21 protein-coding genes, 1 tRNA gene and 1 pseudogene are annotated in these 25,109 nt (G+C 38.3%); 14 read left to right on the top strand and 9 right to left on the bottom strand.

What is annotated here, in order from left to right; all coding sequences use genetic code 11:
• Nucleotides 1-4 precede the first annotated feature (4 nt).
• Nucleotides 5-1,048, top strand: a complete 1,044-nt coding sequence (locus AC4CVF_RS02600; protein ID WP_336951804.1) for a hypothetical protein — start codon at nt 5-7, stop codon at nt 1,046-1,048.
• A gap of 111 nt (nt 1,049-1,159) precedes the next feature.
• Here the strand turns inward: AC4CVF_RS02600 and AC4CVF_RS02595 are convergent.
• The 5 genes from AC4CVF_RS02595 to rlmE form a co-directional block, all read right to left on the bottom strand.
• Nucleotides 1,160-1,236, bottom strand: a tRNA-Met gene (locus AC4CVF_RS02595).
• Between the two features lie 552 nt (nt 1,237-1,788).
• The gene (locus tag AC4CVF_RS02590) at nt 1,789-2,103 is read right to left on the bottom strand and encodes a DUF5713 family protein (RefSeq protein WP_336951806.1); all 315 of its coding nucleotides are present in this window, start codon (nt 2,101-2,103) and stop codon (nt 1,789-1,791) included.
• A 158-nt stretch (nt 2,104-2,261) separates the two neighbouring features.
• Entirely contained in the window at nt 2,262-3,116 is an 855-nt protein-coding gene (folP, locus tag AC4CVF_RS02585) for a dihydropteroate synthase (protein ID WP_336951807.1), read from the bottom strand.
• Nucleotides 3,117-3,243: 127 nt separating this feature from the next.
• Complete coding sequence (gene ftsH / locus AC4CVF_RS02580) at nt 3,244-5,133, bottom strand: ATP-dependent zinc metalloprotease FtsH (RefSeq protein WP_336951808.1); 1,890 nt, start codon at nt 5,131-5,133, stop codon at nt 3,244-3,246.
• A 179-nt stretch (nt 5,134-5,312) separates the two neighbouring features.
• A complete protein-coding gene (rlmE, locus tag AC4CVF_RS02575; protein ID WP_004717323.1) occupies nt 5,313-5,963 on the bottom strand; it encodes a 23S rRNA (uridine(2552)-2'-O)-methyltransferase RlmE in 651 nt (216 codons plus the stop codon).
• 199 nt (nt 5,964-6,162) lie between these two features.
• Between rlmE and yhbY the strand changes: the two genes are divergently transcribed.
• The gene (yhbY, locus tag AC4CVF_RS02570; RefSeq protein ID WP_004717326.1) at nt 6,163-6,486 is read left to right on the top strand and encodes a ribosome assembly RNA-binding protein YhbY; all 324 of its coding nucleotides are present in this window, start codon (nt 6,163-6,165) and stop codon (nt 6,484-6,486) included.
• Between the two features lie 11 nt (nt 6,487-6,497).
• Nucleotides 6,498-7,037, top strand: coding sequence for a DOMON-like domain-containing protein (locus tag AC4CVF_RS02565; RefSeq protein ID WP_336951809.1), 540 nt, complete (start codon nt 6,498-6,500; stop codon nt 7,035-7,037).
• A 114-nt stretch (nt 7,038-7,151) separates the two neighbouring features.
• Here AC4CVF_RS02565 and AC4CVF_RS02560 read toward each other — a convergent pair whose 3' ends face one another.
• Entirely contained in the window at nt 7,152-7,616 is a 465-nt protein-coding gene (locus AC4CVF_RS02560; RefSeq protein ID WP_336951811.1) for a hypothetical protein, read from the bottom strand.
• A 319-nt stretch (nt 7,617-7,935) separates the two neighbouring features.
• Here AC4CVF_RS02560 and carA point away from each other — a divergent pair, with 319 nt between their 5' ends.
• From carA to AC4CVF_RS02535, 5 genes and pseudogenes are all read left to right on the top strand, one after another.
• Nucleotides 7,936-9,075: a glutamine-hydrolyzing carbamoyl-phosphate synthase small subunit gene (gene carA, locus AC4CVF_RS02555; RefSeq protein WP_336951812.1), complete on the top strand. Its 1,140-nt coding sequence runs from the start codon at nt 7,936-7,938 to the stop codon at nt 9,073-9,075.
• 14 nt (nt 9,076-9,089) lie between these two features.
• The gene (gene carB / locus AC4CVF_RS02550) at nt 9,090-12,323 is read left to right on the top strand and encodes a carbamoyl-phosphate synthase large subunit (RefSeq protein ID WP_419359404.1); all 3,234 of its coding nucleotides are present in this window, start codon (nt 9,090-9,092) and stop codon (nt 12,321-12,323) included.
• Between the two features lie 92 nt (nt 12,324-12,415).
• The gene (greA, locus tag AC4CVF_RS02545) at nt 12,416-12,892 is read left to right on the top strand and encodes a transcription elongation factor GreA (protein WP_336951814.1); all 477 of its coding nucleotides are present in this window, start codon (nt 12,416-12,418) and stop codon (nt 12,890-12,892) included.
• Nucleotides 12,893-13,628: 736 nt separating this feature from the next.
• Complete coding sequence (locus tag AC4CVF_RS02540; RefSeq protein WP_336951815.1) at nt 13,629-14,513, top strand: class I SAM-dependent methyltransferase; 885 nt, start codon at nt 13,629-13,631, stop codon at nt 14,511-14,513.
• Between the two features lie 145 nt (nt 14,514-14,658).
• Nucleotides 14,659-15,282: pseudogene (locus AC4CVF_RS02535) on the top strand (CatB-related O-acetyltransferase).
• An 86-nt stretch (nt 15,283-15,368) separates the two neighbouring features.
• Here AC4CVF_RS02535 and AC4CVF_RS02530 read toward each other — a convergent pair.
• Nucleotides 15,369-16,757: an amino acid permease gene (locus tag AC4CVF_RS02530; protein ID WP_004823234.1), complete on the bottom strand. Its 1,389-nt coding sequence runs from the start codon at nt 16,755-16,757 to the stop codon at nt 15,369-15,371.
• 352 nt (nt 16,758-17,109) lie between these two features.
• Between AC4CVF_RS02530 and fahA the strand changes: the two genes are divergently transcribed.
• From fahA to AC4CVF_RS02510, 4 genes are all read left to right on the top strand, one after another.
• A complete protein-coding gene (gene fahA, locus AC4CVF_RS02525; protein ID WP_419327146.1) occupies nt 17,110-18,417 on the top strand; it encodes a fumarylacetoacetase in 1,308 nt (435 codons plus the stop codon).
• Nucleotides 18,404-19,036, top strand: a complete 633-nt coding sequence (gene maiA / locus AC4CVF_RS02520) for a maleylacetoacetate isomerase (RefSeq protein ID WP_419359402.1) — start codon at nt 18,404-18,406, stop codon at nt 19,034-19,036. Before fahA ends, maiA begins: the two co-directional genes overlap by 14 nt.
• 18 nt (nt 19,037-19,054) lie before the next feature.
• Entirely contained in the window at nt 19,055-19,603 is a 549-nt protein-coding gene (locus tag AC4CVF_RS02515; protein WP_336951819.1) for a VOC family protein, read from the top strand.
• Between the two features lie 484 nt (nt 19,604-20,087).
• Nucleotides 20,088-20,867 carry an IclR family transcriptional regulator gene (locus AC4CVF_RS02510; RefSeq protein ID WP_336951820.1) on the top strand — a complete coding sequence of 260 codons (780 nt, stop codon included), beginning with the start codon at nt 20,088-20,090 and terminating at the stop codon, nt 20,865-20,867.
• A gap of 68 nt (nt 20,868-20,935) precedes the next feature.
• On the opposite strand, the gene hppD is transcribed toward AC4CVF_RS02510, so the two are convergent.
• On the bottom strand, nt 20,936-21,991 hold the full coding sequence (gene hppD / locus AC4CVF_RS02505) for a 4-hydroxyphenylpyruvate dioxygenase (protein ID WP_490788844.1): 1,056 nt from the start codon (nt 21,989-21,991) through the stop codon (nt 20,936-20,938).
• 1,171 nt (nt 21,992-23,162) lie between these two features.
• Here hppD and AC4CVF_RS02500 point away from each other — a divergent pair.
• Complete coding sequence (locus tag AC4CVF_RS02500; protein ID WP_336951823.1) at nt 23,163-23,600, top strand: universal stress protein; 438 nt, start codon at nt 23,163-23,165, stop codon at nt 23,598-23,600.
• 48 nt (nt 23,601-23,648) lie between these two features.
• Here AC4CVF_RS02500 and AC4CVF_RS02495 read toward each other — a convergent pair whose 3' ends face one another.
• Entirely contained in the window at nt 23,649-23,963 is a 315-nt protein-coding gene (locus tag AC4CVF_RS02495; protein ID WP_336951825.1) for an MGMT family protein, read from the bottom strand.
• Nucleotides 23,964-24,129: 166 nt separating this feature from the next.
• Here AC4CVF_RS02495 and AC4CVF_RS02490 point away from each other — a divergent pair, with 166 nt between their 5' ends.
• Nucleotides 24,130-25,104, top strand: a complete 975-nt coding sequence (locus AC4CVF_RS02490) for an alpha/beta fold hydrolase (RefSeq protein WP_419359397.1) — start codon at nt 24,130-24,132, stop codon at nt 25,102-25,104.
• Nucleotides 25,105-25,109 lie beyond the last annotated feature (5 nt).

The following is a 25,109-nucleotide window of genomic DNA, read 5'->3' as shown; positions in this document are numbered from 1 at the left end:
CCTCGTGAATGTGAATAATTCACCACCACCTTCGAGCTTTGCTCAGGAACTTGCTCAAGCACTCTTGCTTGAGCAAGTTCGCTTTATAAAAAAACAACTCTTAGATCAAAAAAATCCGCAATTTATTCAAAATTTTATTTCTCAAACCTATCAGAATGCAGACAAAATTCTTTTAAAAAATGTGATTCAACTTGAGCAACTGCAGTCTGTAGTGCAAAAATATGCTTTTGAATTGAATTTAGGCTCTGACATTCTTGAATTTATTGGTGTCGTCGCTCAAAAAATTCATCAATATGCCATTCATAGCCAAACCATTTTCAATGATCTACTCTCAGATGAATCTTTTGAACTGTGGCTGTTTAAAATATTAGAATTAGAACAATTAAGGGACTATATTCAAGAAAACTTACAACACAACCCGCAAATTCAACAGGTTAGCCTACAGCTTGCCAATCAGATTTTAGAAAACAATACCCCTTGGCTCAATCAGCTACGTCAATATACAGTTAAACATAACCGCATTGGCGCTAAAGTCATCAGCTTTATTCAAGATCAGCAACACAATATTGAGCTTAAGTTAGAACAGCAACTCGCTACAGCAATACGTAGCCAACTCAGCAATATCATTCTACTGCCTAATGAAGACCTAGCAGATATCGCTACACATGTTTGGAATGAAGTTAAGCAACGCACATTAAAAGAGGCTTTCTCTCAACTTCAATCCATTGATTTTGAAGAATTCTTTATTCTTGTCTATGAAACTTGGAAAGAATTACGTCAAACAGAATATATGCAACAGGTCATTTTAAATGTTGTCGAAGCATTTTATGAATACTTTGGGGAATATAGCTTACAAGAATTACTACACTCAGTTGGCTTAGATCAAAACGATTTATTTATCGAAGCAGATCGCTTTATTCCGCATACACTAGGTGCTTTGGACCAACATGGCTTATTGGATGAGATTATTCAATCCTTGATTGCACCATTCTACCTTGACACGCAAACACAAAGATTTATAGAAAATTATTTAGCAGAAAAAGCTTAATCAAACATTCAACTGGATTTTCTCAATGTTCTAAATATTTATTAATTTTTATCTACTTATCTTTTGATGATGCAAAAAAAGAGACCATGCAGTGAGCATGGTCTATAAAAATGGTGGCTATGACGGGACTTGAACCTGTGACCCCCGCATTATGAGTGCGGTGCTCTAACCAACTGAGCTACATAGCCATAAACTGTGTGCGCATTATCTAAACTTATCTACCCTACGTCAAGCCTAGAAACGCAGCAATGATCATACTTTAAGCAATTGATATTTAAATGTTTAAAATTAATACATATTTATGTTTTTATCGAAAAAAAAGCTTAATAAGCAGCATATATAAGTAAGGAATTAAGCTTGCCATTCTATAGTAAACCACCTAATTATTCATACAAATGAGATGATGATCCTATCATGAGGCGACATGGACGTCTCCGTTGGGCGGGGGTACAGGACGTACCCCTCGCCCAACATGAGCAAAAACAAAGCATAGCTGTGCTTACAGCGCAATGTTTGGCATCTACTACTAAAAGTGAGGCATCGTCTACGTAAAGGTTATTTAAACTTTGAGTGTAAGGTGTGGCATTGCACGCTTTTTTATAATCAAAAAAATCATTCTCTATGCAATTGATTTAATTTAAAATATTAATTAAGAAAAACTATATTTTTGTATCTGAGTTTTTGACTGATTGACTGTACTTGTTTATCTCTAAAAATCCATAGCAAAAATAGAGAGTGGCTTACCACTCTCTATTTGCAACAAGTTCTTCCATTTCAATATCGAGATACCCTTGGTCTTGTACCACCATCATCATTGCCTCAGCAATATAATCAGCCGCAGTACCATCCAAAGAAGAATCAAGATCCTCAAACTGTGGCTTCATTTCATTAATTTCAATCACAGTCAGTTTTGCCATAGAATAAATTTCTGCATCACTAAAGCTGGTTTTTGCCACTTTTTTAGCAAAATTTTCAATAAGTTGCTTAACCTCAGCAACTAGAATATCTGGATAATATTCATCATCGAACATTGGGAGAAGTAGATCGTTAAACATTGCAACCTAAAATAAAACAGCAATTCACGCGCTTATATAACACAAACCATACAATTCACCAAATTGATTGAGCAATTTAACTGATTAATTCTTCAGATGTAGATAATCTAAATTTTAAAAAAGATCAAACAATATCAGGGGCTATTGACTATTCATCATTAAATTGCAGAGCGCATGGCTTGCCATACTTTAATTGCATCCGACATCGCTTTTACATCATGTGCACGCACCATACACGCGCCCTGTTGAATGCTGAGCAAGTGTGCAGCAACACTACCCACAGCACGATGACTTGCATCTGCACCATCTAGAGCTTCACCGATAAAGCGCTTACGTGATAAGGCTGATAAAATTGGATAGCCCATTTTGTTCAATTGATAAAACTCATTAAGAAGCTTTAAATTTTGTTGCGCATTTTTAGCAAAACCAAAACCAGGATCTATCATAATATTTTTGGGGTGAATTCCTGCCTGTAGTGCATCATCTACTCGTTGCTGTAATTCAGCAATTACCTCTAGAGTAACATTTTCATACTGATCAAGATGATTCATTGTGGTTGGCTCGCCTCGCATATGCATAATAATCACAGGGATATTGAGCTCTGCAGCAGTCTCTAAGGCATGTGGACGAGTTAAGGCACGGACATCATTCCAAATATGCGCACCAGCCTTAACCGCCTCACAAATCACTTCTGGTTGTGAGGTATCTATTGAAATAATGACATCCAATTTAGCTAATTCAGCAACCACAGGAACGACACGACGTATTTCTTCAGCAATCTCAACTGAAGAGGCACCAGGACGTGTAGATTCCCCTCCAACATCAATTACTGTCGCACCGTCAGCAATCATTTGCTTGGCATAAGCAACAGCTTGATCTTTTTGATCATGTTTCCCACCATCGCTAAATGAATCTGGAGTGACATTCAGTATGCCCATGACATGTGCTTGCGATAAATCCAGACTCAAACGCCCACATTGCAAAATTTGCTTAGGTAGTGGCATCAGTTGCATGTCAATTCTCCGTATTCAATTCAGGCTAGTTTAACAATTCAAATCAATAACACAGTGATTTTTATCTGTGAATTTTTTTGTATAAAAAAAGAGCCTCGATTGAGGCTCTTGTTTATTTACTGACTGATCAGGTCGCTGGCAATGGTGGTGGCGTTGATGGACCATCTGTAGGTGTTACATCAAGCACTGGATTTTCCGCAACATAAACCTTAGGTGGCTGAGGAGGACGACCTTCCATGATGTCACGGATCTGATCACGATCAATCGTTTCCCATTCCATCAAAGCTTTTACCATTGCATGTGCAATATCTTTGTTATTTTCAAGGATATCACGTGCAACACGATACTGTTCATCTAGGATACGACGTACTTCTTGGTCAACTTGCTGTTGCGTTGCTTCAGAAATTGTACGGCTACCGACATTTCCGAAGAAACCATTTTGGTTTTCATCTTCATAGACCATCACGCCCATTTTGTCTGACATACCGTACTTGGTCACCATTGCGCGTGCCATTTTGGTTGCACGTTCAAAGTCGTTAGACGCACCCGTTGACATTTGATCAATGAAAACTTCTTCTGCAATACGACCACCAAATAAGATTGAAAGTTCATTCAACATCTTAGACTTGTAATGGCTGGTTTGATCATGTTCTGGCAATTGCCAAGTTACACCCAAAGCCCAACCACGTGGCATAATTGTTACTTTATGCACAGGGTCAGTCCCTGGAAGAATTTCTGCAACAATGGCATGACCTGCTTCATGATAAGCAGTTGCACGACGTTCCTCTTCACGGATCACCATCGACTTACGCTCAGGACCCATGTAGATCTTATCTTTTGCATCTTCAAAGTCATGCATATCGACGGTGTTCTTGTTACGACGAGCAGCAAATAATGCAGCTTCATTGACAAGATTCGCCAATTGCGCACCAGAGAAACCAGGTGTACCACGTGCCAATACCTTAAGATCAACACCAGTTACCGAAGGAAGTTTCTTTAAATGCACAGCCAAGATCTGTTCACGACCTTTAATATCTGGCAGCCCCACCATCACTTGACGGTCGAAACGCCCCGGACGAAGTAATGCTTTATCTAGTACATCCGCACGGTTTGTTGCCGCAATGACGATAATTCCTTCATTACCTTCAAAACCATCCATTTCAACAAGCATTTGGTTTAGTGTTTGTTCACGTTCATCATGACCACCACCTGTACCTGAACCACGATGACGACCGACTGCATCAATCTCATCAATAAAGATGATACATGGTGCATGGCGTTTCGCCTGTTCGAACATGTCACGCACACGAGATGCACCAACACCAACGAACATTTCAACGAAGTCAGAACCTGAAATACTAAAGAATGGAACTTTGGCTTCACCAGCAATCGCTTTTGCAAGTAAAGTTTTACCTGTACCTGGAGGACCAACCATCAATACGCCTTTAGGAATCGTTGCCCCTAAGCGTTTGAATTTTGCGGGGTCTTTCAAGAAATCAACGATTTCTACAACTTCTTGTTTTGCTTCATCACAACCAGCAACATCGGTAAAGGTCACTTTGATTTGGTCTTCTGAAAGCATTTTCGCTTTAGATTTACCAAAACTCATTGGTCCATTTTTACCACCTGCACCACCACCCATGTTACGCATAAAGAACATGAACAATAAAATAATTAAAAGCACAGGAAAGCTTGCGATGAGAAGTTGCATCAATAAACCTTGACGTTGAGGTGCAGTACCTTCAACAACAACGTTATTTTTGATGAGTGTAGGCATCAATTCAGGATCTTGAACTGCTGGGCGAATACTTTCAAAGTTCGAACCGTTCTTTTTTTCGCCGCTTATTCTTTCACCATCAATTGTGACTTTACTAATTTGACCAGCATTCACCGCTGTGACGAATTCTGAATAATTCATCGCAGAAGGCTTACTGCGGTCACTGAGATTGCTGAAAATTAAGATCAGCACACCCAGTATGACCAGCCACAATACGGCATTTTTGAAGTAATCGCTCAAAGCTTTATTCCCATATATAACTATTTTGATCAGGCTCAATCTTGCTTGATCGTAACAAAAAGCGAGTAATGAATTTCGCAATAAAGGTTAAAAAGGTACAAAATGCACAATTTTTAACAACTTGGCAAGTATTTGTTGGCAATTCATTACGAAGAATGAACATACCTTAAAACCACCACCTATTGCGAAACTTTTTTACGGCCCTGTCCAATTAAAAAAACTTCTTTTGAACGTGCACGTGAAGCAGCTGGTTTTGCTGTTTTTAACACATCAAAACTATCCACGACTTGCTTTCGGAACTCATCAAAACCAGTTCCTTGGAAAACTTTAACTAAAAACTGCCCTTTTGGTCCAAGAACCTTGTTGGCAAAATCTAACGCAAGTTCACACAAGTAAATCTGGCGAGGTTGATCTACAGCCCTATTACCTGATGTATTGGGGGCCATATCTGAAATTACAACGTCTACAGTGCGTCCATTTAAAATATTTAACAATTTTTCGAAAACTTCTTCTTCTCTAAAATCACCTTGTAAGAAGGTAACATCAGGCAAAGCATCCATTTCCAAAATATCTGAAGCAATCACTAAACCTTTATCACCAACTAGTTTACCAGCGATTTGCGACCAACTTCCTGGCGCAGCACCCAAGTCAACCACGGTCATACCTGGTTTAATCATTTTGTGTTTTTCTTGAATTTCAAGAAGTTTATATGCAGCGCGAGCTCGGTAACCTTCTTTTTGTGCTTTTTTCACAAAAGGGTCATCTAAATGCTCTCTCATCCACGCACGACTACTTTTGGATAACTTCTGGTTGGTAATGCGTGTAGCCATAACTCTCTTGATCTAAACCGATAACTAACTTCTGATTGTACGTGAAAAAAAATCTCATTGCAGTATTCATATTGATTTAAATCGACAGATATTGATATGTTTTTTTGAATAAGCTTCATCGATTATTTCTACAGAATTTACAGCGTAGTGATATGGCTTTTGTTATACTAAGTCGTTTCTAAAATTAGGTTATCTTTATATGGCGGCTCTATCTATCCAAGAACGTAAACGTTTACGTCAAATCGGCCATGCGTTAAATCCTGTTGTAATGCTTGGCGATAAAGGCTTGACTGAAAGTGTCGTTGAAGAATTAAATCGTGCTTTAAATGATCACGAGTTAATTAAAGTCAAGGTTACTGGTGAAGACCGCGAAGCACGTGCTGCAACGATTACTGAAATTGCAAATGTTACTGGTGCTGAAGTTGTTCAAACAATTGGTAAAATTGCATTGCTTTATAAAAAAGCTGCGAAACAAAATCCAAAATTGTCTAATTTAGTTCGCCACGCTCATCTTTCAAATTAAGATTTATTTTCATGGCAAGTTTCGAACTGAATGCATTTGATCGTCGTTTTCAAAGTATCTCCCTAGTTGGTGCGATTGAACAAATTAGCCCGTATACGCTCAATGTCGGTTATTGGTTAAGAGATCCCAATCAATTCATAATTTATCCTGAACTGGTTACAGCAAATCCGCGTCAGGATTTGCTTTGGGAAAATACCTGTTTTGAGATTTTTATAGGTGTGCAAGGCGAAGATTATTATCGTGAAATTAATCTATCCCCTTCTCAAGCTTGGCAAGCTTATCAATTTGAAGAATATCGTTATCCTGAAAATATGCCACCAGTCGCTGCTTATGACATTGAATTAAATCAGTTAAAGCGCACACATTATGGATTAAATGTCAGCATAGATCTTAGCGAGTTTATGCTTGCCAATAAATTAAAATGGTCAGACTTATTTTTGGGTTTAAGCGCTGTTTTAAATACCACGCAAGGTCAACATTTCTTTGCCATGCAACACAGTGGCCAACAGGCCGACTTTCACAATAAACGTGATTGGTTACATACATTTTAGACTACAATTATGTAAACTGAGCTTGAAAATAAAAAAAGTGAGGCTAGTTGCCTCACTTTTTTATTGCCATTTTTCTTAAAAATAGCTTTTCTTAAAACATAAGCCTTACATATCTTATTGTTTTGTCGTTACTTTATTCCAAACTTCTAAAGTGTGATCTTTAGAACGCTTTAAAGTTTCAGTTAACTGAACTTTATGTTTGCTCGAAATTTGTGAAACGTCTTCACGAATTTCTTTACCAACTTCAGTTAACTCTTTCACTAAAATGCTTAATTCTGATTTTAAGAAATCAGCCAATTCAGCCAAATCTTTTTGTGAAGTGGAAAATTGTGATTTGATCACATCAAGACGTTGCACCAAATCTTGTTTAAAGTTTTGTACTTGATCTTGAACTTGCTCAGTTAATTGCTCTGACTCTGCTTCAAGCTTAGTTTTAGTTTCTGTAACAGCTTCAGCAACTTTCTGCTGCGCTTCTTTACCTAACTTCTCTAAGTTCTCTGTAGTTTCAGTTACAACTTCTTTCAAAGCTGCGGTGTCTTTGGTTACTTTCTCTGTAACACTTTCTTTAGATATTGTCATATTGATTCCCCCTGGAATGTGAGTCAATAAGATACATTGAAAAGATAAATTTTAGATTTTGATTTGTCTAACAATAATTAAATACTTACAATTTCAAATATTTCACTTTAAAAGCAGAATTAATGATAAATAGCAAGGTATTTATCTTAGATTATCCCTCGAAATAAAATAGACTTTCGAGGGGCTCATGCGTATAATGCGCTGTTAAGTTACAAGCGAGCAGACAAGAGGAGGGTAGGATTTAGTAAGCCTTCCTTTTTTTTCGTCTACTCGCTTTTTTACAGCCCTATTTTTGTGGTTTTAGTTCAGGAGCTATGGTTTGAGCACCCCCGCCATTTTAGCCCTTGCTGACGGTACTGTTTTTAAAGGTACATCGATCGGCGCTACGGGAAGTACGACTGGTGAAGTCGTTTTTAACACTGCCATGACTGGTTATCAAGAAATTTTGACCGACCCTAGTTATGCACAGCAACTTGTAACTTTAACTTATCCTCATATCGGTAATACTGGTTGTAATGAAGAAGACGCTGAATCAGGTCGAATTCATAAAGTTTGGGCGAATGGTTTAATCATTCGTGACCTACCGTTATTACACAGCAATTTCCGAGCTACTCAGTCTCTTGGCGAATATTTACAACAACATAATGTCGTTGCCATTGCAGATATTGATACTCGTAAATTGACACGTATTTTACGTGACAAAGGCGCACAAAACGGATGCATTCTTGCCGGCGATAATATTACTGAAGAAGAAGCTATTGCAAAAGCACGTGCCTTTGGTGGTCTAGATGGTTTAGACCTTGCGAAAGAATGTTGTGACCCACAAGGTTTTGAATGGACTGAAGGCTCATGGACACTGGGCCAAGGCTTTTCTCAACCTGAAACAAAGTTTCATGTTGTTGCATACGATTACGGTGTCAAAACCAACATCTTACGTATGCTTGCCGACCGTGGGTGTAAATTAACTGTTGTTCCTGCACAAACACCTGCTGAAAAAGTATTGGCGTTAAATCCAGATGGCGTATTTTTGTCAAATGGACCTGGCGATCCAGCAGCATGTGATTATGCAATTGCGGCAGTAAAAACCATTGTTGAAACTACAAACCTACCTGTTTTCGGTATTTGTTTGGGTCATCAAATTCTAGCTTTAGCTTCTGGCGCTAGAACTGTGAAAATGCCACATGGTCACCACGGTGCAAACCATCCTGTACAGAACCTTGAAAATGGTACAGTGATGATTACTTCTCAAAACCATGGCTTCGCTGTAGATGCAGAAACTTTACCTGCAAACCTCAAAGCTACGCATAAATCTTTGTTCGATCAAACCTTACAAGGTATTCATCGTACAGATAAACCTGCGTTTAGCTTCCAAGGTCACCCTGAAGCAAGCCCTGGTCCACATGACTGTGCCCCATTGTTCGATCATTTCATCGAACTTATTGAAGCATCTAAGAAGTAATTAAGGAAGCGATCATGGCTAAACGTACAGACATTAAAAGCATCTTAATTATTGGTGCGGGTCCGATTGTCATCGGGCAAGCATGTGAGTTCGATTACTCAGGTGCGCAAGCATGTAAAGCCCTTCGTGAAGAAGGCTACCGTGTTATTTTGGTGAACTCTAACCCAGCCACCATTATGACTGACCCGACTATGGCAGATGCAACGTATATCGAACCGATTACGTGGCAAACTGTTGCACAAATCATTGAGAAAGAACGCCCAGATGCGGTTCTTCCAACAATGGGTGGTCAAACGGCATTAAACTGTGCATTGGCACTAGATGCCAACGGTATTTTAGAAAAATACAATGTTGAATTGATTGGTGCGACCAAAGAAGCCATCGAAAAAGCGGAAGATCGCAAACTTTTCGATATCGCAATGCGCAAAATTGGTTTGGAATGCCCACGTGCTGATGTTGCAGAAAGTATGGAACATGCGCTTGAAATTCAAGCCCGTTTCGGCTTCCCTGTGATTATCCGCCCATCATTTACGATGGGTGGTTCAGGTGGTGGTATCGCCTATAACAAAGAAGAATTCATTGAAATCTGTGAACGCGGTTTTGATCTTTCTCCAACCAAACAATTATTGATTGATGAATCATTAATTGGCTGGAAAGAATATGAAATGGAAGTTGTTCGTGACAAAAACGACAACTGTATCATTGTATGTACCATTGAAAACTTCGATCCAATGGGTGTGCATACCGGTGACTCCATTACTGTTGCACCTGCACAGACACTAACAGATAAAGAGTTCCAATTACTGCGTAATGCTTCTTTAGCGGTGCTACGTGAAATTGGTGTAGAGACAGGCGGATCAAACGTTCAGTTCGGTATCAACCCGAAAGATGGTCGTATGGTTGTGATCGAGATGAACCCTCGTGTATCTCGTTCTTCTGCGCTTGCGTCTAAAGCAACAGGTTTCCCTATTGCCAAAATTGCAGCAAAACTTGCAGTGGGCTATACCCTTGATGAATTGAAAAATGACATCACTGGTGGAACAACGCCTGCATCGTTTGAACCTGCAATCGACTATGTTGTAACCAAGATTCCTCGCTTTAACTTCGAGAAATTCCCACAAGCTGATGCAACACTCACGACACAGATGAAATCTGTGGGTGAAGTCATGGCAATTGGTCGTAACTTCCAAGAATCTGTACAAAAGGCACTTCGTGGTCTTGAAGTCGGTGCTTGTGGTTTTGATGAGAAAATTGCAGTGGGTACTGAAGGCGCGAAAGATAAAATCTTGGTCGAGCTTAAAGTGCCAGGTCCTGAGCGTATTTGGTATGTTGCTGACGCATTCCGTCATGGCTTCACATTAGATGAAGTATTTGCTGCAACCAATATCGATCGTTGGTTCTTGATTCAAATCCAAGACATCATTCAGTCTGAAGAGCAAATCAAAACTTTAGGTTTTGGTGATTTGAACGCTGACAATATCCGTGCATTTAAACGTAAAGGTTTATCTGATTTACGTATTGCTGACTTGATGGGCATTTCGCAAAAACAATTCCGTAAGCACCGTTGGAACTTGGGTGTATACCCTGTTTACAAACGTGTAGATACCTGTGCAGCTGAGTTCGAGTCAGATACTGCTTACATGTACTCAACTTATGATGACGAGTGTGAAGCGAATCCGTCTAACCGTGACAAGATCATGGTGATCGGTGGTGGTCCTAACCGTATTGGTCAAGGGATCGAGTTCGATTATTGCTGTGTTCACGCTGCCCTTGCAATGCGTGAAGATGGTTATGAAACCATTATGGTTAACTGTAACCCTGAAACGGTTTCAACTGACTATGACACATCTGATCGTTTGTACTTTGAACCGATCACTTTAGAAGACGTTTTAGAAATCGTACGTACAGAAAAACCAAAAGGTATTATCGTACAGTACGGCGGTCAAACACCTTTGAAATTGGCTCGTGCTTTAGAAGAAGCAGGTGCACCAATTATCGGTACGTCTCCAGATGCGATTGACCGTGCAGAAGATCGTGAACGTTTCCAACAGATGATTCAACGTTTGAATCTTCGTCAACCAAGCAACAGCATTGTTAAATCTGCTGAAGAAGGTATGGCTGAAGCATCTAAAGTGGGTTATCCGTTGGTTGTACGTCCATCTTATGTCCTTGGTGGTCGTGCGATGGAAATCGTATACAACGACGACGAACTTAAACGTTACTTGCGTGATGCTGTACAAGCGTCTAACGAAGCACCTGTACTGCTTGACCATTTCCTTGATGATGCAACAGAAGTCGATGTTGACTGTGTATCTGACGGCAAAGATGTGGTGATCGGCGGTATTATGCAGCATATCGAACAAGCGGGTATTCACTCTGGTGACTCAGCATGTTCAATTCCGCCTTACTCTCTTTCTGCAGAGATTCAGGATGAAATGCGTCGTCAAACCGTTGCTATGGCGAAAGAGCTTGGTGTGATTGGCTTGATGAACGTACAGTTTGCTGTTAAAGGCAATGACGTTTATATTCTTGAAGTGAACCCACGTGCGTCTCGTACAGTACCGTTCGTTTCTAAATGTATCGGCGAATCATTAGCAAAAGTTGCAGCACGTTGTATGGCGGGTCAATCTTTAGAATCGCAAGGATTCACACAAGAGATTATCCCAACGCATTTTGCTGTAAAAGAAGCAGTATTCCCGTTCAACAAATTCCCAGGTGTAGACCCGATCCTTGGACCAGAAATGAAATCTACTGGTGAAGTGATGGGTGTTGGTACAACTTTTGGTGAAGCTTTCTATAAAGCTGTGTTAGGCTCTAACGATCGCTTACCAGGTAAACCAACTGATGGTGAAGTGAAGCACGTATTTATTTCAGTACGTCATTCAGATAAGCCTCGTGCCGCGGGTATTGCGAAACAATTGGTTGATTTAGGCTTCAAAATTATCGCAACTGGCGGTACTTATGATGTCATTAAAGAGGCTGGTATTGAATGTGAACGTGTGAATAAAGTAACTGAAGGTCGTCCAAATATTGTCGACCGCTTGAAAAATGGCGAGATTCACCTCATTATCAATACTACTGAAGGTAAACAAGCTCAGCAGGATTCATTCTCAATCCGTCGCTCTGCTCTTCAAGGTAAAGTGTATTACACAACTACCTTGAATGGTGCTGATGCTGTATGCCAAGCTTTAGCAATTAAATTGCCAATGGATGTATATCGCTTGCAAGATTTGCAAACACTAGGTTAATTCGTTTCCGATAAGTCCCGCCATCTTATCGGTGGCGGGCTTTTTTCATTTTATAAACCTGTATTTTTTAAATACTGAACTGAGGGACAACAATGCAACGTTATCCTATGACTCCTGAAGGCAAGGTAGCCTTAGAGAAAGAATTGCAACAGCTCAAATCTGTTGATCGTCCACGTATTATTGCAGCAATTGCAGAAGCACGTGAACATGGGGATTTAAAAGAAAACGCAGAATACCATGCAGCGCGCGAACAACAAGGTTTTTGTGAAGGTCGTATTCAAGACATCGAAGGTAAACTTGGTGCTTGCCAAGTTATTGATGTTAAGGAACTTGAGCAAACTGGTCGTGTGGTTTTTGGTGTGACGGTAACCATTGAGAATTTGGATACTGAAGAAAAGAAAACCTATAAGATTGTAGGTGATGATGAAGCTGACTTTAAGATCAATAAGATCTCAGTGAACTCGCCTATTGCGCGTGGTCTTCTTGGCAAGAATGAAGGTGACGAAGCTAAAATCACTACACCACAAGGTGAAGTGGAATATGAAGTGGTGAGTGTTGAATATATTTAACACATACTAGGGCTGATGATTCAGCCCTTTTTATTGAGCTAAAAATATAAAATGAATAACAAAAAACTAATCGCTTTTATATTCAACCATCAGTTATTGACTAAGACAAAACGACTCAAAATATTTTTGTCAAAGCCTAAGACACAAAAATACAATTTCAATAATTAATATTCTTAATAAAATCAAAAAAATGTAGAAATAAATTATTCAATTATAAAAAGCTTGCAATGCCACACATTACATTTAAAGTCTAAATAGCTTTGTTTAGGCAAAGGGTACATCCTGTACCCCTGCATTCCCAAACATCAAGGGCAACATCCATGTCGCCCCACAGTAGGATAATCATCTAGAATTCAAAAATACAAAAACTTATTCATAGCCGAAAATTCTCAAGTTCATACAAAAACATAAGCTTCATTGATGATCAATGACAGGATGCAAATCATTTGTATATACAATTAGAAGGTTTAGCTATATAGATAAAAAGTTTAAAAACATTCACATCAGAACAATCCTGCATTCACATAGAAATTAACACTGATCACGTATCTATTTAATAAATATCAAACATCATCCATACATTTCTCAAATCTTGCTCCAAGCAAAATATGATGCATCCGCCATACGAATTCGAAGAAAACTAGCATTTATCACCAACCGCTCAAAGTAAATTGCCATTGTTAAATATTTTCGATGCATTACATTGAGGAAAAATTAAAATTCATTGAGAACGAGAATGAAAGCAGGACGAGCAAGTAAAACTGCTGAAGCAGCGGCAGCAATTAGAGCCAATCATCATTTAAATGCCAACGATCCAGTATTCTCTGACCCTTATGCATTTGAAATGACCAATTCACAATGGCGTTTACTTTTAAATAATGCTCTTCTACGTAAAGCGTTAAACTCCAATTTAATGAATCAAACTTTTGGTAAATTGACAGGCCAAGTGGTTGGACGTTCTCGCTATACAGAAGATCTTTTAAAACAAGCGATTGAACATGATCATATTCAACAATATGTATTGGTTGGCGCTGGTCTAGACTCTTTTGTATTACGCTTGGCCCAGCAATACCCCCAACTCAAAATATTTGAAATTGATCATCCTGATACACAAAGAACCAAATTAGAAAAATTAAAAAAGCTTAGTAATACAGGTGAGCTCCCAAGCAATGTGGAATTTGTTGGCATTGATTTTGAAAAAGAAAAACTGTCTGATGCTTTGGCGCGTAGTGGATTTCAAAACACCCAAGCCACATTTTTTTCATGGCTGGGCACAACCCATTATTTAACCCCACAAGCAACCCTAGCAACCTTACACAACATTGCATCCTTTACTGGCAAAAATAGCCAAGTTGTGATGGATTATTCGATTGATTATAAAGTCTTACAAGGTATTGAGCGTTTGGGTAGCTTCGCAGTGTCACAGTTTACCCGTTTCTTAAAAGAGCCTTTGATTGGTGCGTTTGCTTCGCAAGCATTGCATCATGCAGTTGAAATGATGGGTTATCAGGTGGTTGAAGATTTATCAGGTAAAGACATTACCCATCGTTACTTTAACCATCGTGCTGATCATATTCGTCATACCCATGCCACGCATTTGATCCATTTAAAAATAGGTTAATACTTGAATACCAGCCAAGGAATAGCTGAAGAATTGATGTTTTAACCCAATACACTGAATATTTTTTAATTGCTGATCAAGATCTAAGTTCAATCTAAGGTTACAATGCGCGCTCTAGCCCTTGCACTTAAGCTTTTGTACTCCCATGACTGACGCTATTCACTCCCCCGTAAAACACTGGTGCGAATTTGAGTTTATTTCTAAAACTGTGAAAAATCCCAATATTCATATTAAAGGAAATTAATCTTATTATTCGGCATATTGGGATCAGGGATTTGAACGTTGCGTGGTGCGTTATTTGCATGATAAGCCGTCAACTGTAGAGAAACCAATTGACCAATTATATATTGGTAACTTTGTTTGTTTTGGGGCGGAATGTGTGGTCATGATGGGTGGCAATCAATTACATCGCTCTGACTGGATCTCTACATTTCCTTTTGATACCCGTAGCTTTTTACCCGCTGGGGATACAGTGATTGGCGATGGCTGTTGGATTGGCAGTCGTGCCATGATTATGCAAGGGGTAACGCTAGGTGAAGGTGCCATCGTTGCTACAGGTGCAGTCGTCACTCAAGACGTGCCAGCGTATGCAATTGTCGGTGGTGTACCGGCAAAACTCATTAAATATCGGTTTTCTCAGGATCAGACTGAAAAATTACAATCAGTTAAATTGTATGATTTAGATGAGAAGCAGGTTTTAAAAATTCGTGAACAATTACAAAGCGATGATATCAATCAATTGATTGATTTTTTAAAAGCAGCAGAATAATACCCTCGGTATAGGTTAATAATCACACAAAAAGCAAAAAGGGCTAAATATCAATTTAGCCCTTTTGCAAAGATTAAAATCTTTTGCTACACATCAGAATTTAACACAACATTTTGTTGTGCATTTTTTAACTTTCGTTGTTTCAGATAATAAGCAAGCATCAAACAAAGAATCCATGCTGGAATCATCATTACCGCAATACGCATATTCTCGGTGAATGACATTACCACCAGAATACCCAACATAAAGATAATGCAAAGATAATTACTGAATGGATAAGCAATACTTGGAAACTTGGTGGTCTGCCCTTGTGTTTGCATGGCTTTACGGAACTTTAAATGAGTCCATGAAATAACCACCCAGTTAATCACAATTGCAGCAACCACCAACATCATCAATAAACCAAATGCTTTTTCTGGAAATGCATAATTGAGTAGTACACATAAAACCGTAACAAAAGCTGAAACATAAACCGCATTGGTTGGAATACCACGCTTATTAATATGCTTAAGGAACTTCGGTGCATTACCCTGTTGTGCTAAACCAAGTAACATTCGACTACTACAATAACTGGTCCCGTTATACACCGAAACAGCTGCGGTAAGAATGACAAAATTCAGTAAGGTCGCAACACCATGACTATCCAGTGAAGCAAATACCATTACAAATGGGCTACCACCTTCTGCCATTTGGTTCCATGGAAAAAGTGCAAATAAGATAAACAGTGTTGCAATATAGAAAATCAAAATACGATAAATAATTTGATTGACTGCTTTAGGCAAAGTTTTATCAGGATCACGCGCTTCTGCTGCAGTAATACCAAATAGCTCAATCCCACCAAAGGCAAAAATAATCACAGCCATTGCCATGACTAAACCTTCCACACCAAATGGGAAAAACCCACCCAATGCCCAAAGGTTACTAATGCTTGCCTGTGGCCCTGCTGTACCTGTTGCAAGTAGATAGGAACCAAAGCCGATCATGGCTAGGATTGCCAAAATTTTGACGATAGAGAACCAAAATTCCATTTCACCAAAAAATTTTACATGCAATAAGTTGATACCGTTGATTAAAACAAAAAACACCAATGCTGAAATCCAAGTTGGGATTTCAGGCCACCAATATTGAATATAAAGACCAATTGCGCTCAGCTCTGCCATACAGACCAAAACATTGAGTACCCAATAATTCCAGCCAGACATAAAACCTGCAAATGAGCCCCAGTATTTGTAGGCAAAGTGACTAAATGAACCACTGACTGGTTCTTGCACCACCATTTCACCTAACTGTCGCATCATTAAAAACGCAATAAATCCAGCAATCGCATAACCGAGTATGACTGAAGGACCTGCAAGCTTAATCGATTGCGAGATACCCAGAAACAATCCTGTACCAATTGCACCACCTAGCGCGATAAGCTGGATGTGCCGATTGCTTAAACCATGTTTCAGGTTTCCTTGCTCATGTTTTGACATATGATTATTCTCATCCTTGTCTCGTAATTTTTGTATTCAAAATTACGTATATCATAAGTTAATCAAAAATGCCTATATCTAATCGAAAAATAATTGATTTACTTTTCTCATAACCGCGCATATAAGCAGAAAATTCAACAAATAACAATTATTATGAATTATGTAATTAAATTATGTATTGCGTAATTAAATATTTTCAGTATGATAGAAATCATAAGACACTGACAGCTTGCTTGAGTCATTTGAATAAGGCATTTAAATAAATCTATATTCATTTGTTTTTCAAATACTTAAGAAAAATATCAAAGATTTTGATCTTCTCTAACAAAATTAAAGACAAGGAAAGCAAATCATGAGCTCACATTTAACTTGTTTTCTTGAAATTGACTCACAATCAGATTTCACCATACATAATTTGCCCTACGGTATTTTTAGTGAAACACCCCAAGGCACAAAACGAGTGGGTGTTGCCATTGGAGATTGGGTCATAGACCTTGCCCACTTAGAGGCACATGGACTATTAGCGATCAATGGACATCAAGATTGTTTTAATCAAGCGACACTGAATAAATTTATAGAAACGGGTAAACACAACTGGCAAAAGGTTCGTACTACATTACAAAGTCTACTCTCTGCTGAAAATCCAACACTTCGTGATGATGTGGTTTTACGCCAAAACGCATTATTTAAGCAAAATACAGTCACTTTGCACTTACCTATTCAAGTCTCTGGCTATACAGATTTCTACTCGTCCAAAGAACATGCCACCAATGTCGGAACCATGTTTAGAGATCCTAAGAATGCATTGCTTCCAAACTGGAGCGAACTTCCTGTGGGATATAATGGTCGTGCCAGCTCTGTGATTGTCAGTGGCAAAGATATTGTTCGACCTTCTGGGCAAATCAAATTACCTGATCAAGAACGCCCTGTTTTCTCTGCAACACGTAAACTCGATTTTGAATTAGAAACTGCCTTTATCGTTGGCAAAGCGACTGAATTGGGTGAGCCTATCGTGATTGCAGATGCTTGGGATCATATTTTTGGTATGGTTTTGCTCAATGACTGGTCGGCACGTGATATTCAACAATGGGAATACGTACCATTAGGCCCGTTTAACGCCAAGACTTTTGCAAGTGCAATTTCACCTTGGGTGGTGACCATGCAAGCACTGGAACCGTTTAAAGTCAAAGGTCCAGAACAACAACCTAAACCACTTTGCTATTTAGAAGAAAATATTGCCAACAGCTATGATATTCACCTCAGTATTGAGGTTCAAAGCCCTCTATCAACACAAGCTGATGTGATTTGCCAAACCAACTTTAAATATATGTATTGGTCTATGGCACAGCAACTCACCCACCACACAGTTGCAGGTTGTAATGTCCAAGTCGGTGACTTGATGGGTTCAGGCACAATTTCAGGTCCTACAGAAGATGCTTATGGTAGCTTACTTGAACTGACATGGAATACCACCAAACCGCTAACTCTCTCGAATGGAGAAAAACGTGGTTTCTTGCAAGATGGTGACCGTGTCGTGATGAAAGGCTACTGTGAAAAAGCAGGGATCCGTGTGGGCTTTGGTGAGGTTGCCAATCGCATTTTGCCAGCGCGCCAGTTTAGCTTCCATCAAACAGAAGACTTGAGCTATGAAACTGTATAGTTATTTTCGTAGCTCTGCGGCTTATCGGGTTCGGATTGCACTGAATCTCAAACAACTGAGTTATGAAATACAACCCGTGCATTTGGTCAAGAATGAGCAACTACTAGAGCTTTACCGAGCCGTTAATCCAAGCCAATGTGTTCCAACTTTAGTGGATGAAGATCAAAGCTTTTTACAGTCACTCAGTATCTTGGAATATCTTGAAGAACGTTATCCAGCAATTTCATTATTGCCTGAAAATATCGTCACGCGAAGTAAAGTACGTGCTTTTGCACAAGCGATCGCCTGCGATATTCATCCGTTAAATAATTTAAGAGTCTTAAAGTATTTACAAGATGATCTTGCTCTCAGTGACGAGCAAAAAAAACACTGGTACCAACACTGGATCCTAGAGGGTTTTAACAGCTTAGAAGCCCAACTACAAGATTCAAATGGGAAATTCTGTTTTGGTACACAACCGACATTTGCAGACTGTTGTTTGATTCCTCAAGTCTATAACGCCAAACGCTTTGAAATTGATTTAAGCACTTTTGCAAAGATTGAGTCGATTAGTCAACACTGTTTAACCCTTCCAGCCTTCTTCAATGCTGCTCCAGAACAACAACCTGATTGGGAATAAAGATAAAGGAGTTTTATCATGAGCTTTGCGATTAAAAAAATTCACCATGTGGCTTATCGTTGTAAAGATGCCAAAGAAACCGTGGAATGGTATAAAAAAATGCTCAATATGGATTTTATTTTGGCCTTTGCTGAAGACCATGTGCCTTCGACCAAAGCCTTTGATCCGTATATGCATTTGTTCTTAGATGCTGGGCAAGGAAATGTATTGGCATTTTTTGAGCTGCCTACTCAACCAGATATGGGGCGTGACGAAAATACCCCTCAATGGGTTCAACACATCGCATTTGAAGTTGAAGACCTGAATACTCTACTGATTGCAAAAGAGCATCTCGAAGCACATGGCGTTAAAGTTCTTGGCATCACCAACCATGGCATTTTCCACTCGATTTATTTCTTTGATCCCAATGGTCACCGTTTAGAACTAACCTATAACGATGTGCATGCAGATGCAAAAATTGCACGAATTACCGAAGAAATGAAATTAGAAATGCTGGATGAGTGGAGTCGTACCAAACGCGCACCTCAGCATACTCATTTTTTGCATGAAGACGAGTTGGGAGCATAATCATACTCAATTGAATATGTCTAGGTGCCAAAGCCGACTTGGTATTTACTAAGTTTATTAATCGAATAATTCATGATTTGGTATCCTATATCTAGTTGAACATCATAATAAGCAGCTTTAATGGTACACAATGCTCGTTTTGCTGAAGCTTATATAAGCTTCAGCTAACAACAGCAATCAGTATTTAAAATATTGCTGTTGGACAATGCTAGAACTCATCGGTATTGAAGCGTTGTAACTCCAATACCGATTTTTATCGGCTGAACTTTAATGGTCTAGATCTTTTGATGATGTACTGTTGTTTAACAAATAATATGTAACACCTCGAAAAACAATTGTATGCTTATAGCATTCGCCTATTTAAATCATTTAAAAAGATGATTTCTATTTTGTACAATGCTCAGGCACTATGTGTTAAATTTGTAAATCAAATATCGACAGCAAATGAACACTGCTAAATCGTATGCAGATTAAGGGTTATTCAATGATTGAAGAAAAGTTGTCTGGTGGGGTTCAATCACTTGAGGTGGGCTTAGCCGTTCTCAATGCCCTTTTGGAGCATAACAAGCCGATTATTTTAAAAGAGCTGTCCAGTAAACTTGATATGCATCCAGCTAAGGTACATCGTTACCTTGTTAGTCTGATTCGCATGAATTATGCAAAACAACTTGAAGATGGTCAGTATGCGCTAGGGGATCAAGCTTGGCGATTGGGCTTAAACTGTATACAGCACACAGATGTTTTACAACTTGTTCAGCATCTTATTTATGAACTACAAAGTAAAATTGGTTGTGGTATTCAAATCAGCAAATGGTCACCTAAAGGCCCTTTAGTTGTACAGTCGATTGAATCAAATCATCCAATTTCCATTGTGACCAAAGTAGGTTCGATCATGCCCTTAGTCAATTCGGCTGCTGGGCGGGTTTTTGCCTCATATTTGCCTGAAGCAGTAATTAAACCATTAATGCACTCAGAATGGGAAAAAGTAGCACTCAATCATATTCAAATTAAACCAAACAATTGGGATGAATTTCTTGTTTTAAAAGAAAATACTTTACAACAAGGTATGGCGATTGCTCAAGGAGACTTACTTGTTGGCATCAATGCTGTGGGTTTACCTATTTTCAATGCGCATCTTGCAATGGAGTTTTGCATTGTTGCATTAGACAGTGAAATGTTTTTACCAGTCAACGCGGGCAGTGAAAAACTTGAACTATTTAAACGTGAAGTTGCTACGATAAATCAATACATACAAACACGTTAAGTTTTTAGCGAAAGATCGTGAAAAGCCAAGAATTTAATTCTTGGCTTTTCACTTTCAATACGATTTTGTTATTTGGCTTCTAACACACCACGGCGGATTTGGTCACGTTCGATTGATTCAAACAATGCCTTGAAGTTGCCTTCACCGAAACCATCGTCATCTTTACGCTGGATAAACTCAAAGAACACAGGACCAAGCATATTTTCAGAAAAAATTTGTAATAATAGTTTCTTCTGACCTTCTTTGGTATTGCCATCTAACAGAATACCACGCTTTTGCAGTTCTTCTGTCGGTTCACCATGATCAGGTAAACGATCTTTTAACATTTCATAATAAGTTTCAGGAGGCGCCGTCATAAATTTCAGCCCTAAACCTTTTAACTTATCCCATGTGGAAATTAAGTCATCGGTAATAAAAGCAATATGTTGAATTCCTTCACCATTAAAGTCAGCCAAAAACTCGGCGATTTGCCCATTGCCTTTGTCTGAGTCTTCATTCAAAGGAATACGAATCATCCCATCAGGTGCAGTCAGCGCCTTAGAGGTTAAACCCGTGTATTCACCTTTAATATCAAAGTAACGAATTTCTTGGAAGTTAAAGATTTTTTCATAGAAATTTGCCCAATAATCCATACGCCCTTTATAGACATTATGGGTTAAATGATCAATTTCATTTAAACCAGCACCACGTGGGTTGCGATTTTCGTCATCAAAGAATAAAAAATCATTTTCATAAATATCACGATCGACCAAGAAAATTGGCATACCGCCTATGCCTTTAATCGCGGGGATATTTAATTCCATTGGTCCTGCTTGCGAATACATTGGCTCTGCGCCAAGTTCAATTGCATTTTTAAAAGCTTTGGCTGCATCACGTGTTCTAAATCCCATTGCACATGCTGATGGGCCATGTTCTTTAAAGAAGAATGATGCATAAGATTCAGGTTGATAATTCAAAATAATATTGATATTACCCTGACGCCATAAATAAACTTTTTTTGATTTATGTTTTGCGACTTTAGCAAAACCAATTGCTTCAAAGATTTGATCTAATCCATTTTCCGTCGAAACAAACTCAATAAAAGCAAAGCCACATAGTTCTAATGGGTTATCTAAAATATCCATCTAGTTTCCCTTATTTGAATAAATTCATCCGTTTTTTAATGCCGAGAAAAGATCACAGGTATTTAGGTCAATCGACAAAATATTCTGATTTGAACTCTTCCTTTCCATAATTTAGTCCACGTAAAGCTCTAAGTTTAAGCTGCATTTACAGTGACGTTTAACACTAAATTTATCCTACAAGAAAGCTTTGATTTATGCAATACATAATCAAATTATGTTATATGTAATTTTATTTCTTATTTTAATAAAGTCGAGCATACTATTTTTGTGCAAAATGTGCTTGAACTGACCTGTTTAAGTATCCATTTTAACCTGTGGAATTGCTTTGATTTGATCCGCAATTGCCTGTTTTTTGGAAAAAGAATAATCCAGAGCACATCATTCATTTTAATGTCTTGATCGTTTGAATCTTAAGGATAAACATCATTTATCGTACTTTAAATTTAGCTTATCTTTCATTAAAAAACGTGAACACCTTTAAAAAAATCTGCTGACTACCCCGCCTATCTTTGCAAATCCTGCTCAACTTTAACTGGGCTGGTAAAATCATTTTGCATACAGACTCGCAAAGCTATTCCAATCGCAGCAATCACAATAATGCGGCTTCCAGTATCATCTTTCAATTATGTTAAAGCCTATACAATTTCAAGGCAGATTTGCGCTGTAAAACTATTAAAGCGTTCAAGCTGATTTAAGCTCAAATATCCAGCTTCGTTTTTTCTTCGACGATAATTGTTTGATATTCCATTGTCTTTTCCTTTTAATCCATGATTTAAATTGTAATGTTCTATTCTGTTCAGTATTTATATTTAAAATATTTTAAAGGAAGAAATGGATTTACAATTTGCCAATTGTTTCATTCAGCCTCTATATTTTCTCAATTGTGTATGTCTTTTATTTAAACCATTTAAAGCTTTACTTTGATCGTGCTAGATTGCATCTCGATCTTTATTTTATTGATTGATTTATCTTTTATTTAGTTGCATTTAAAAGCAACAAAACGATGTAACTTGATGCCAATGCTTTTAATTAAATTTATGATATTTATATGAATTATCCATACACATTTACTCGGTTTTATTCATCTCATATTCACGTTATGATGGTTCTATAAACTTAGAATTGTAATAAATAATCATCTCAGCTTTTCGGTAAAATAAGGAAAATAGACATGGCTTATCAAAATATCCTCGTTCCAGTTGATGGTTCAGAAACTTCATTATCTGTTGTGAAACATGCAGTTGAGTTTGCAAAAGCATTTAACAGTAAAATCACGGTTGTGCAAGTGATGACTTTAGACCCTTATATTGCATCAGAATATTTGGCAAATGGTCAAAGCAATATGCTGATTGAACGGGCTCGTGAATTTATTCAAGCAAATATCAATGTAGCTAAAGATCAATTTGCTGCAGAAGGCGTTCAAGTTGAAACACGGTTACTCGAAGGCGAAAACATTGCGCATACTTTAAATCAAGCTGTACATGATTTAAAAGTTGATTTGGTCATTCTCAGCTCACATGGTCGTACGGGGCTAAAAAAAATTATTATGGGCAGTGTGGCGCAAAGTTTATTAACTGAATTGCAAATCCCAGTCTTAGTGATTAAATAATTTTTGTCATTCCTTTTATGATTCCTCACTACATCTGAAAGTGAGGAATTATGGTATCCATTGATATTTTTTTAAATTTATTTTGCCATCAATAACAACCACATCTTCTGCCAACAGCTTTATCGTCTGAATACACATACCTTTTTCGTCCAGTTTTTTTAAGCTGATTCGACCTTGTGAATTGACCACTCGATACCAAGGGATATTATGATCTTCAGGTAATTGTCCTAAGACACGCCCAACCAATCGTGCATGTTTAGGTAAGCCTGCAAATTTAGCCACTTGACCATAACTGGCTACTTTGCCTTTGGGGATTTGAATGATGACACTTAAGATCATCTGAGCGAGCTCATGATTTGACATTTTTCAGATCAATCAAGTAATAAAAAATAATATTCATAATCGTCTTGGCAAATAACGTTAAATTGACTTTGAAAATAAGCTTTAAACATTTTAGGCAAATGTAATTTGACTGTACATAAACTAATCTTAAATCGTACATCAAATACAACAACAAGAGTATTCAAAGATGAAAGGAATCTTCAACAAACTGATTTTATCAACGGCATTGGCAATGGGTTCTGTGGTAACAGTTGGTATATCAACTGCAAGCTATGCTGCTCCAGCAATTGACATCCAAAGTGTGCTGCAACAAGAACGAGCGTGGGCTGGCATGGAAACCAAACGTGTAAAAGTAGGTGATATTGACTGGGCATATAGTGAAGGTGGGCCAGCAGGTAAACCGACGATCATGTTAGTTCATGGACTTGCAGGAAGTCGTGACAACTGGAATCGTGTTGCACGCTATTTAACCCCTTATTACCATGTAATAATTCCTGATCTTCCAGGTCAAGGTGACAGTAAGGTACCAAATGATTTTGATTATTCATTGCCTAATCTAACTGAAAAATTACGTCGTTTTGCCGAAGCGATTAAAGTAGACAATGGCTTAAACGTCGCAGGTCACTCTATGGGGGGATCTATTTCATTACTTTACGCAGCACAATACCCTGTCGATACTAAATCATTATTTCTGATTGATAGTGCGGGTGTGTTTAAATCAGCCAATACGCCTTATTTAAAAGATCCAACAACTTTACGCAACATGATTGTCAGTAAACCAGGCGATTTTGATCGTTTAATGAAAATCGCAACCAGCATGCCTCCTTTTATTCCTAAAGAATTAAAAGATGCCCAAGAAAAATTGATGATCAGCCAATCTGCAAACACAACCAAATTGGTTGAACAACTGATTGTCATGTCTAAATTATTTACCCCAGATTCATTTGCAATTGCAGCACGCTCTATTGACCAACCCGTATTGATTGCATGGGGAGACAAAGACCAAATTATCAATGTTGAAGCTGCGGCTGAACTCAAAGGCTTATTGAAAAATGCACAAGAGCCGATAATTCTCAAAGGAGTCGGGCATTTACCGATTTTAGAACAAGAGCAACTTTTGGTGAAACCTTACCTCGATTTCTTAGCCAAAAACGCAAAGTAACAGCT

The sequence above is a fragment of the Acinetobacter sp. LipI_19 genome (assembly GCF_058242925.1).
Note: the sequence above shows the minus strand (reverse complement) of the source record. Positions and strands in the feature narration are given on the sequence as shown.

Coding starts and splice junctions, on each gene's coding strand:
- AC4CVF_RS02590 (WP_336951806.1), bottom strand. CDS start 2,103: ATGTTTAACGATCTACTTCTCCCAATGTTCGATGATGAATATTATCCA.
- folP (WP_336951807.1), bottom strand. CDS start 3,116: ATGCAACTGATGCCACTACCTAAGCAAATTTTGCAATGTGGGCGTTTG.
- rlmE (WP_004717323.1), bottom strand. CDS start 5,963: ATGGCTACACGCATTACCAACCAGAAGTTATCCAAAAGTAGTCGTGCG.
- yhbY (WP_004717326.1), top strand. CDS start 6,163: ATGGCGGCTCTATCTATCCAAGAACGTAAACGTTTACGTCAAATCGGC.
- AC4CVF_RS02565 (WP_336951809.1), top strand. CDS start 6,498: ATGGCAAGTTTCGAACTGAATGCATTTGATCGTCGTTTTCAAAGTATC.
- AC4CVF_RS02560 (WP_336951811.1), bottom strand. CDS start 7,616: ATGACAATATCTAAAGAAAGTGTTACAGAGAAAGTAACCAAAGACACC.
- carB (WP_419359404.1), top strand. CDS start 9,090: ATGGCTAAACGTACAGACATTAAAAGCATCTTAATTATTGGTGCGGGT.
- greA (WP_336951814.1), top strand. CDS start 12,416: ATGCAACGTTATCCTATGACTCCTGAAGGCAAGGTAGCCTTAGAGAAA.
- AC4CVF_RS02540 (WP_336951815.1), top strand. CDS start 13,629: ATGAAAGCAGGACGAGCAAGTAAAACTGCTGAAGCAGCGGCAGCAATT.
- AC4CVF_RS02530 (WP_004823234.1), bottom strand. CDS start 16,757: ATGTCAAAACATGAGCAAGGAAACCTGAAACATGGTTTAAGCAATCGG.
- fahA (WP_419327146.1), top strand. CDS start 17,110: ATGAGCTCACATTTAACTTGTTTTCTTGAAATTGACTCACAATCAGAT.
- maiA (WP_419359402.1), top strand. CDS start 18,404: ATGAAACTGTATAGTTATTTTCGTAGCTCTGCGGCTTATCGGGTTCGG.
- AC4CVF_RS02515 (WP_336951819.1), top strand. CDS start 19,055: ATGAGCTTTGCGATTAAAAAAATTCACCATGTGGCTTATCGTTGTAAA.
- AC4CVF_RS02510 (WP_336951820.1), top strand. CDS start 20,088: ATGATTGAAGAAAAGTTGTCTGGTGGGGTTCAATCACTTGAGGTGGGC.
- hppD (WP_490788844.1), bottom strand. CDS start 21,991: ATGGATATTTTAGATAACCCATTAGAACTATGTGGCTTTGCTTTTATT.
- AC4CVF_RS02500 (WP_336951823.1), top strand. CDS start 23,163: ATGGCTTATCAAAATATCCTCGTTCCAGTTGATGGTTCAGAAACTTCA.
- AC4CVF_RS02495 (WP_336951825.1), bottom strand. CDS start 23,963: ATGTCAAATCATGAGCTCGCTCAGATGATCTTAAGTGTCATCATTCAA.
- AC4CVF_RS02490 (WP_419359397.1), top strand. CDS start 24,130: ATGAAAGGAATCTTCAACAAACTGATTTTATCAACGGCATTGGCAATG.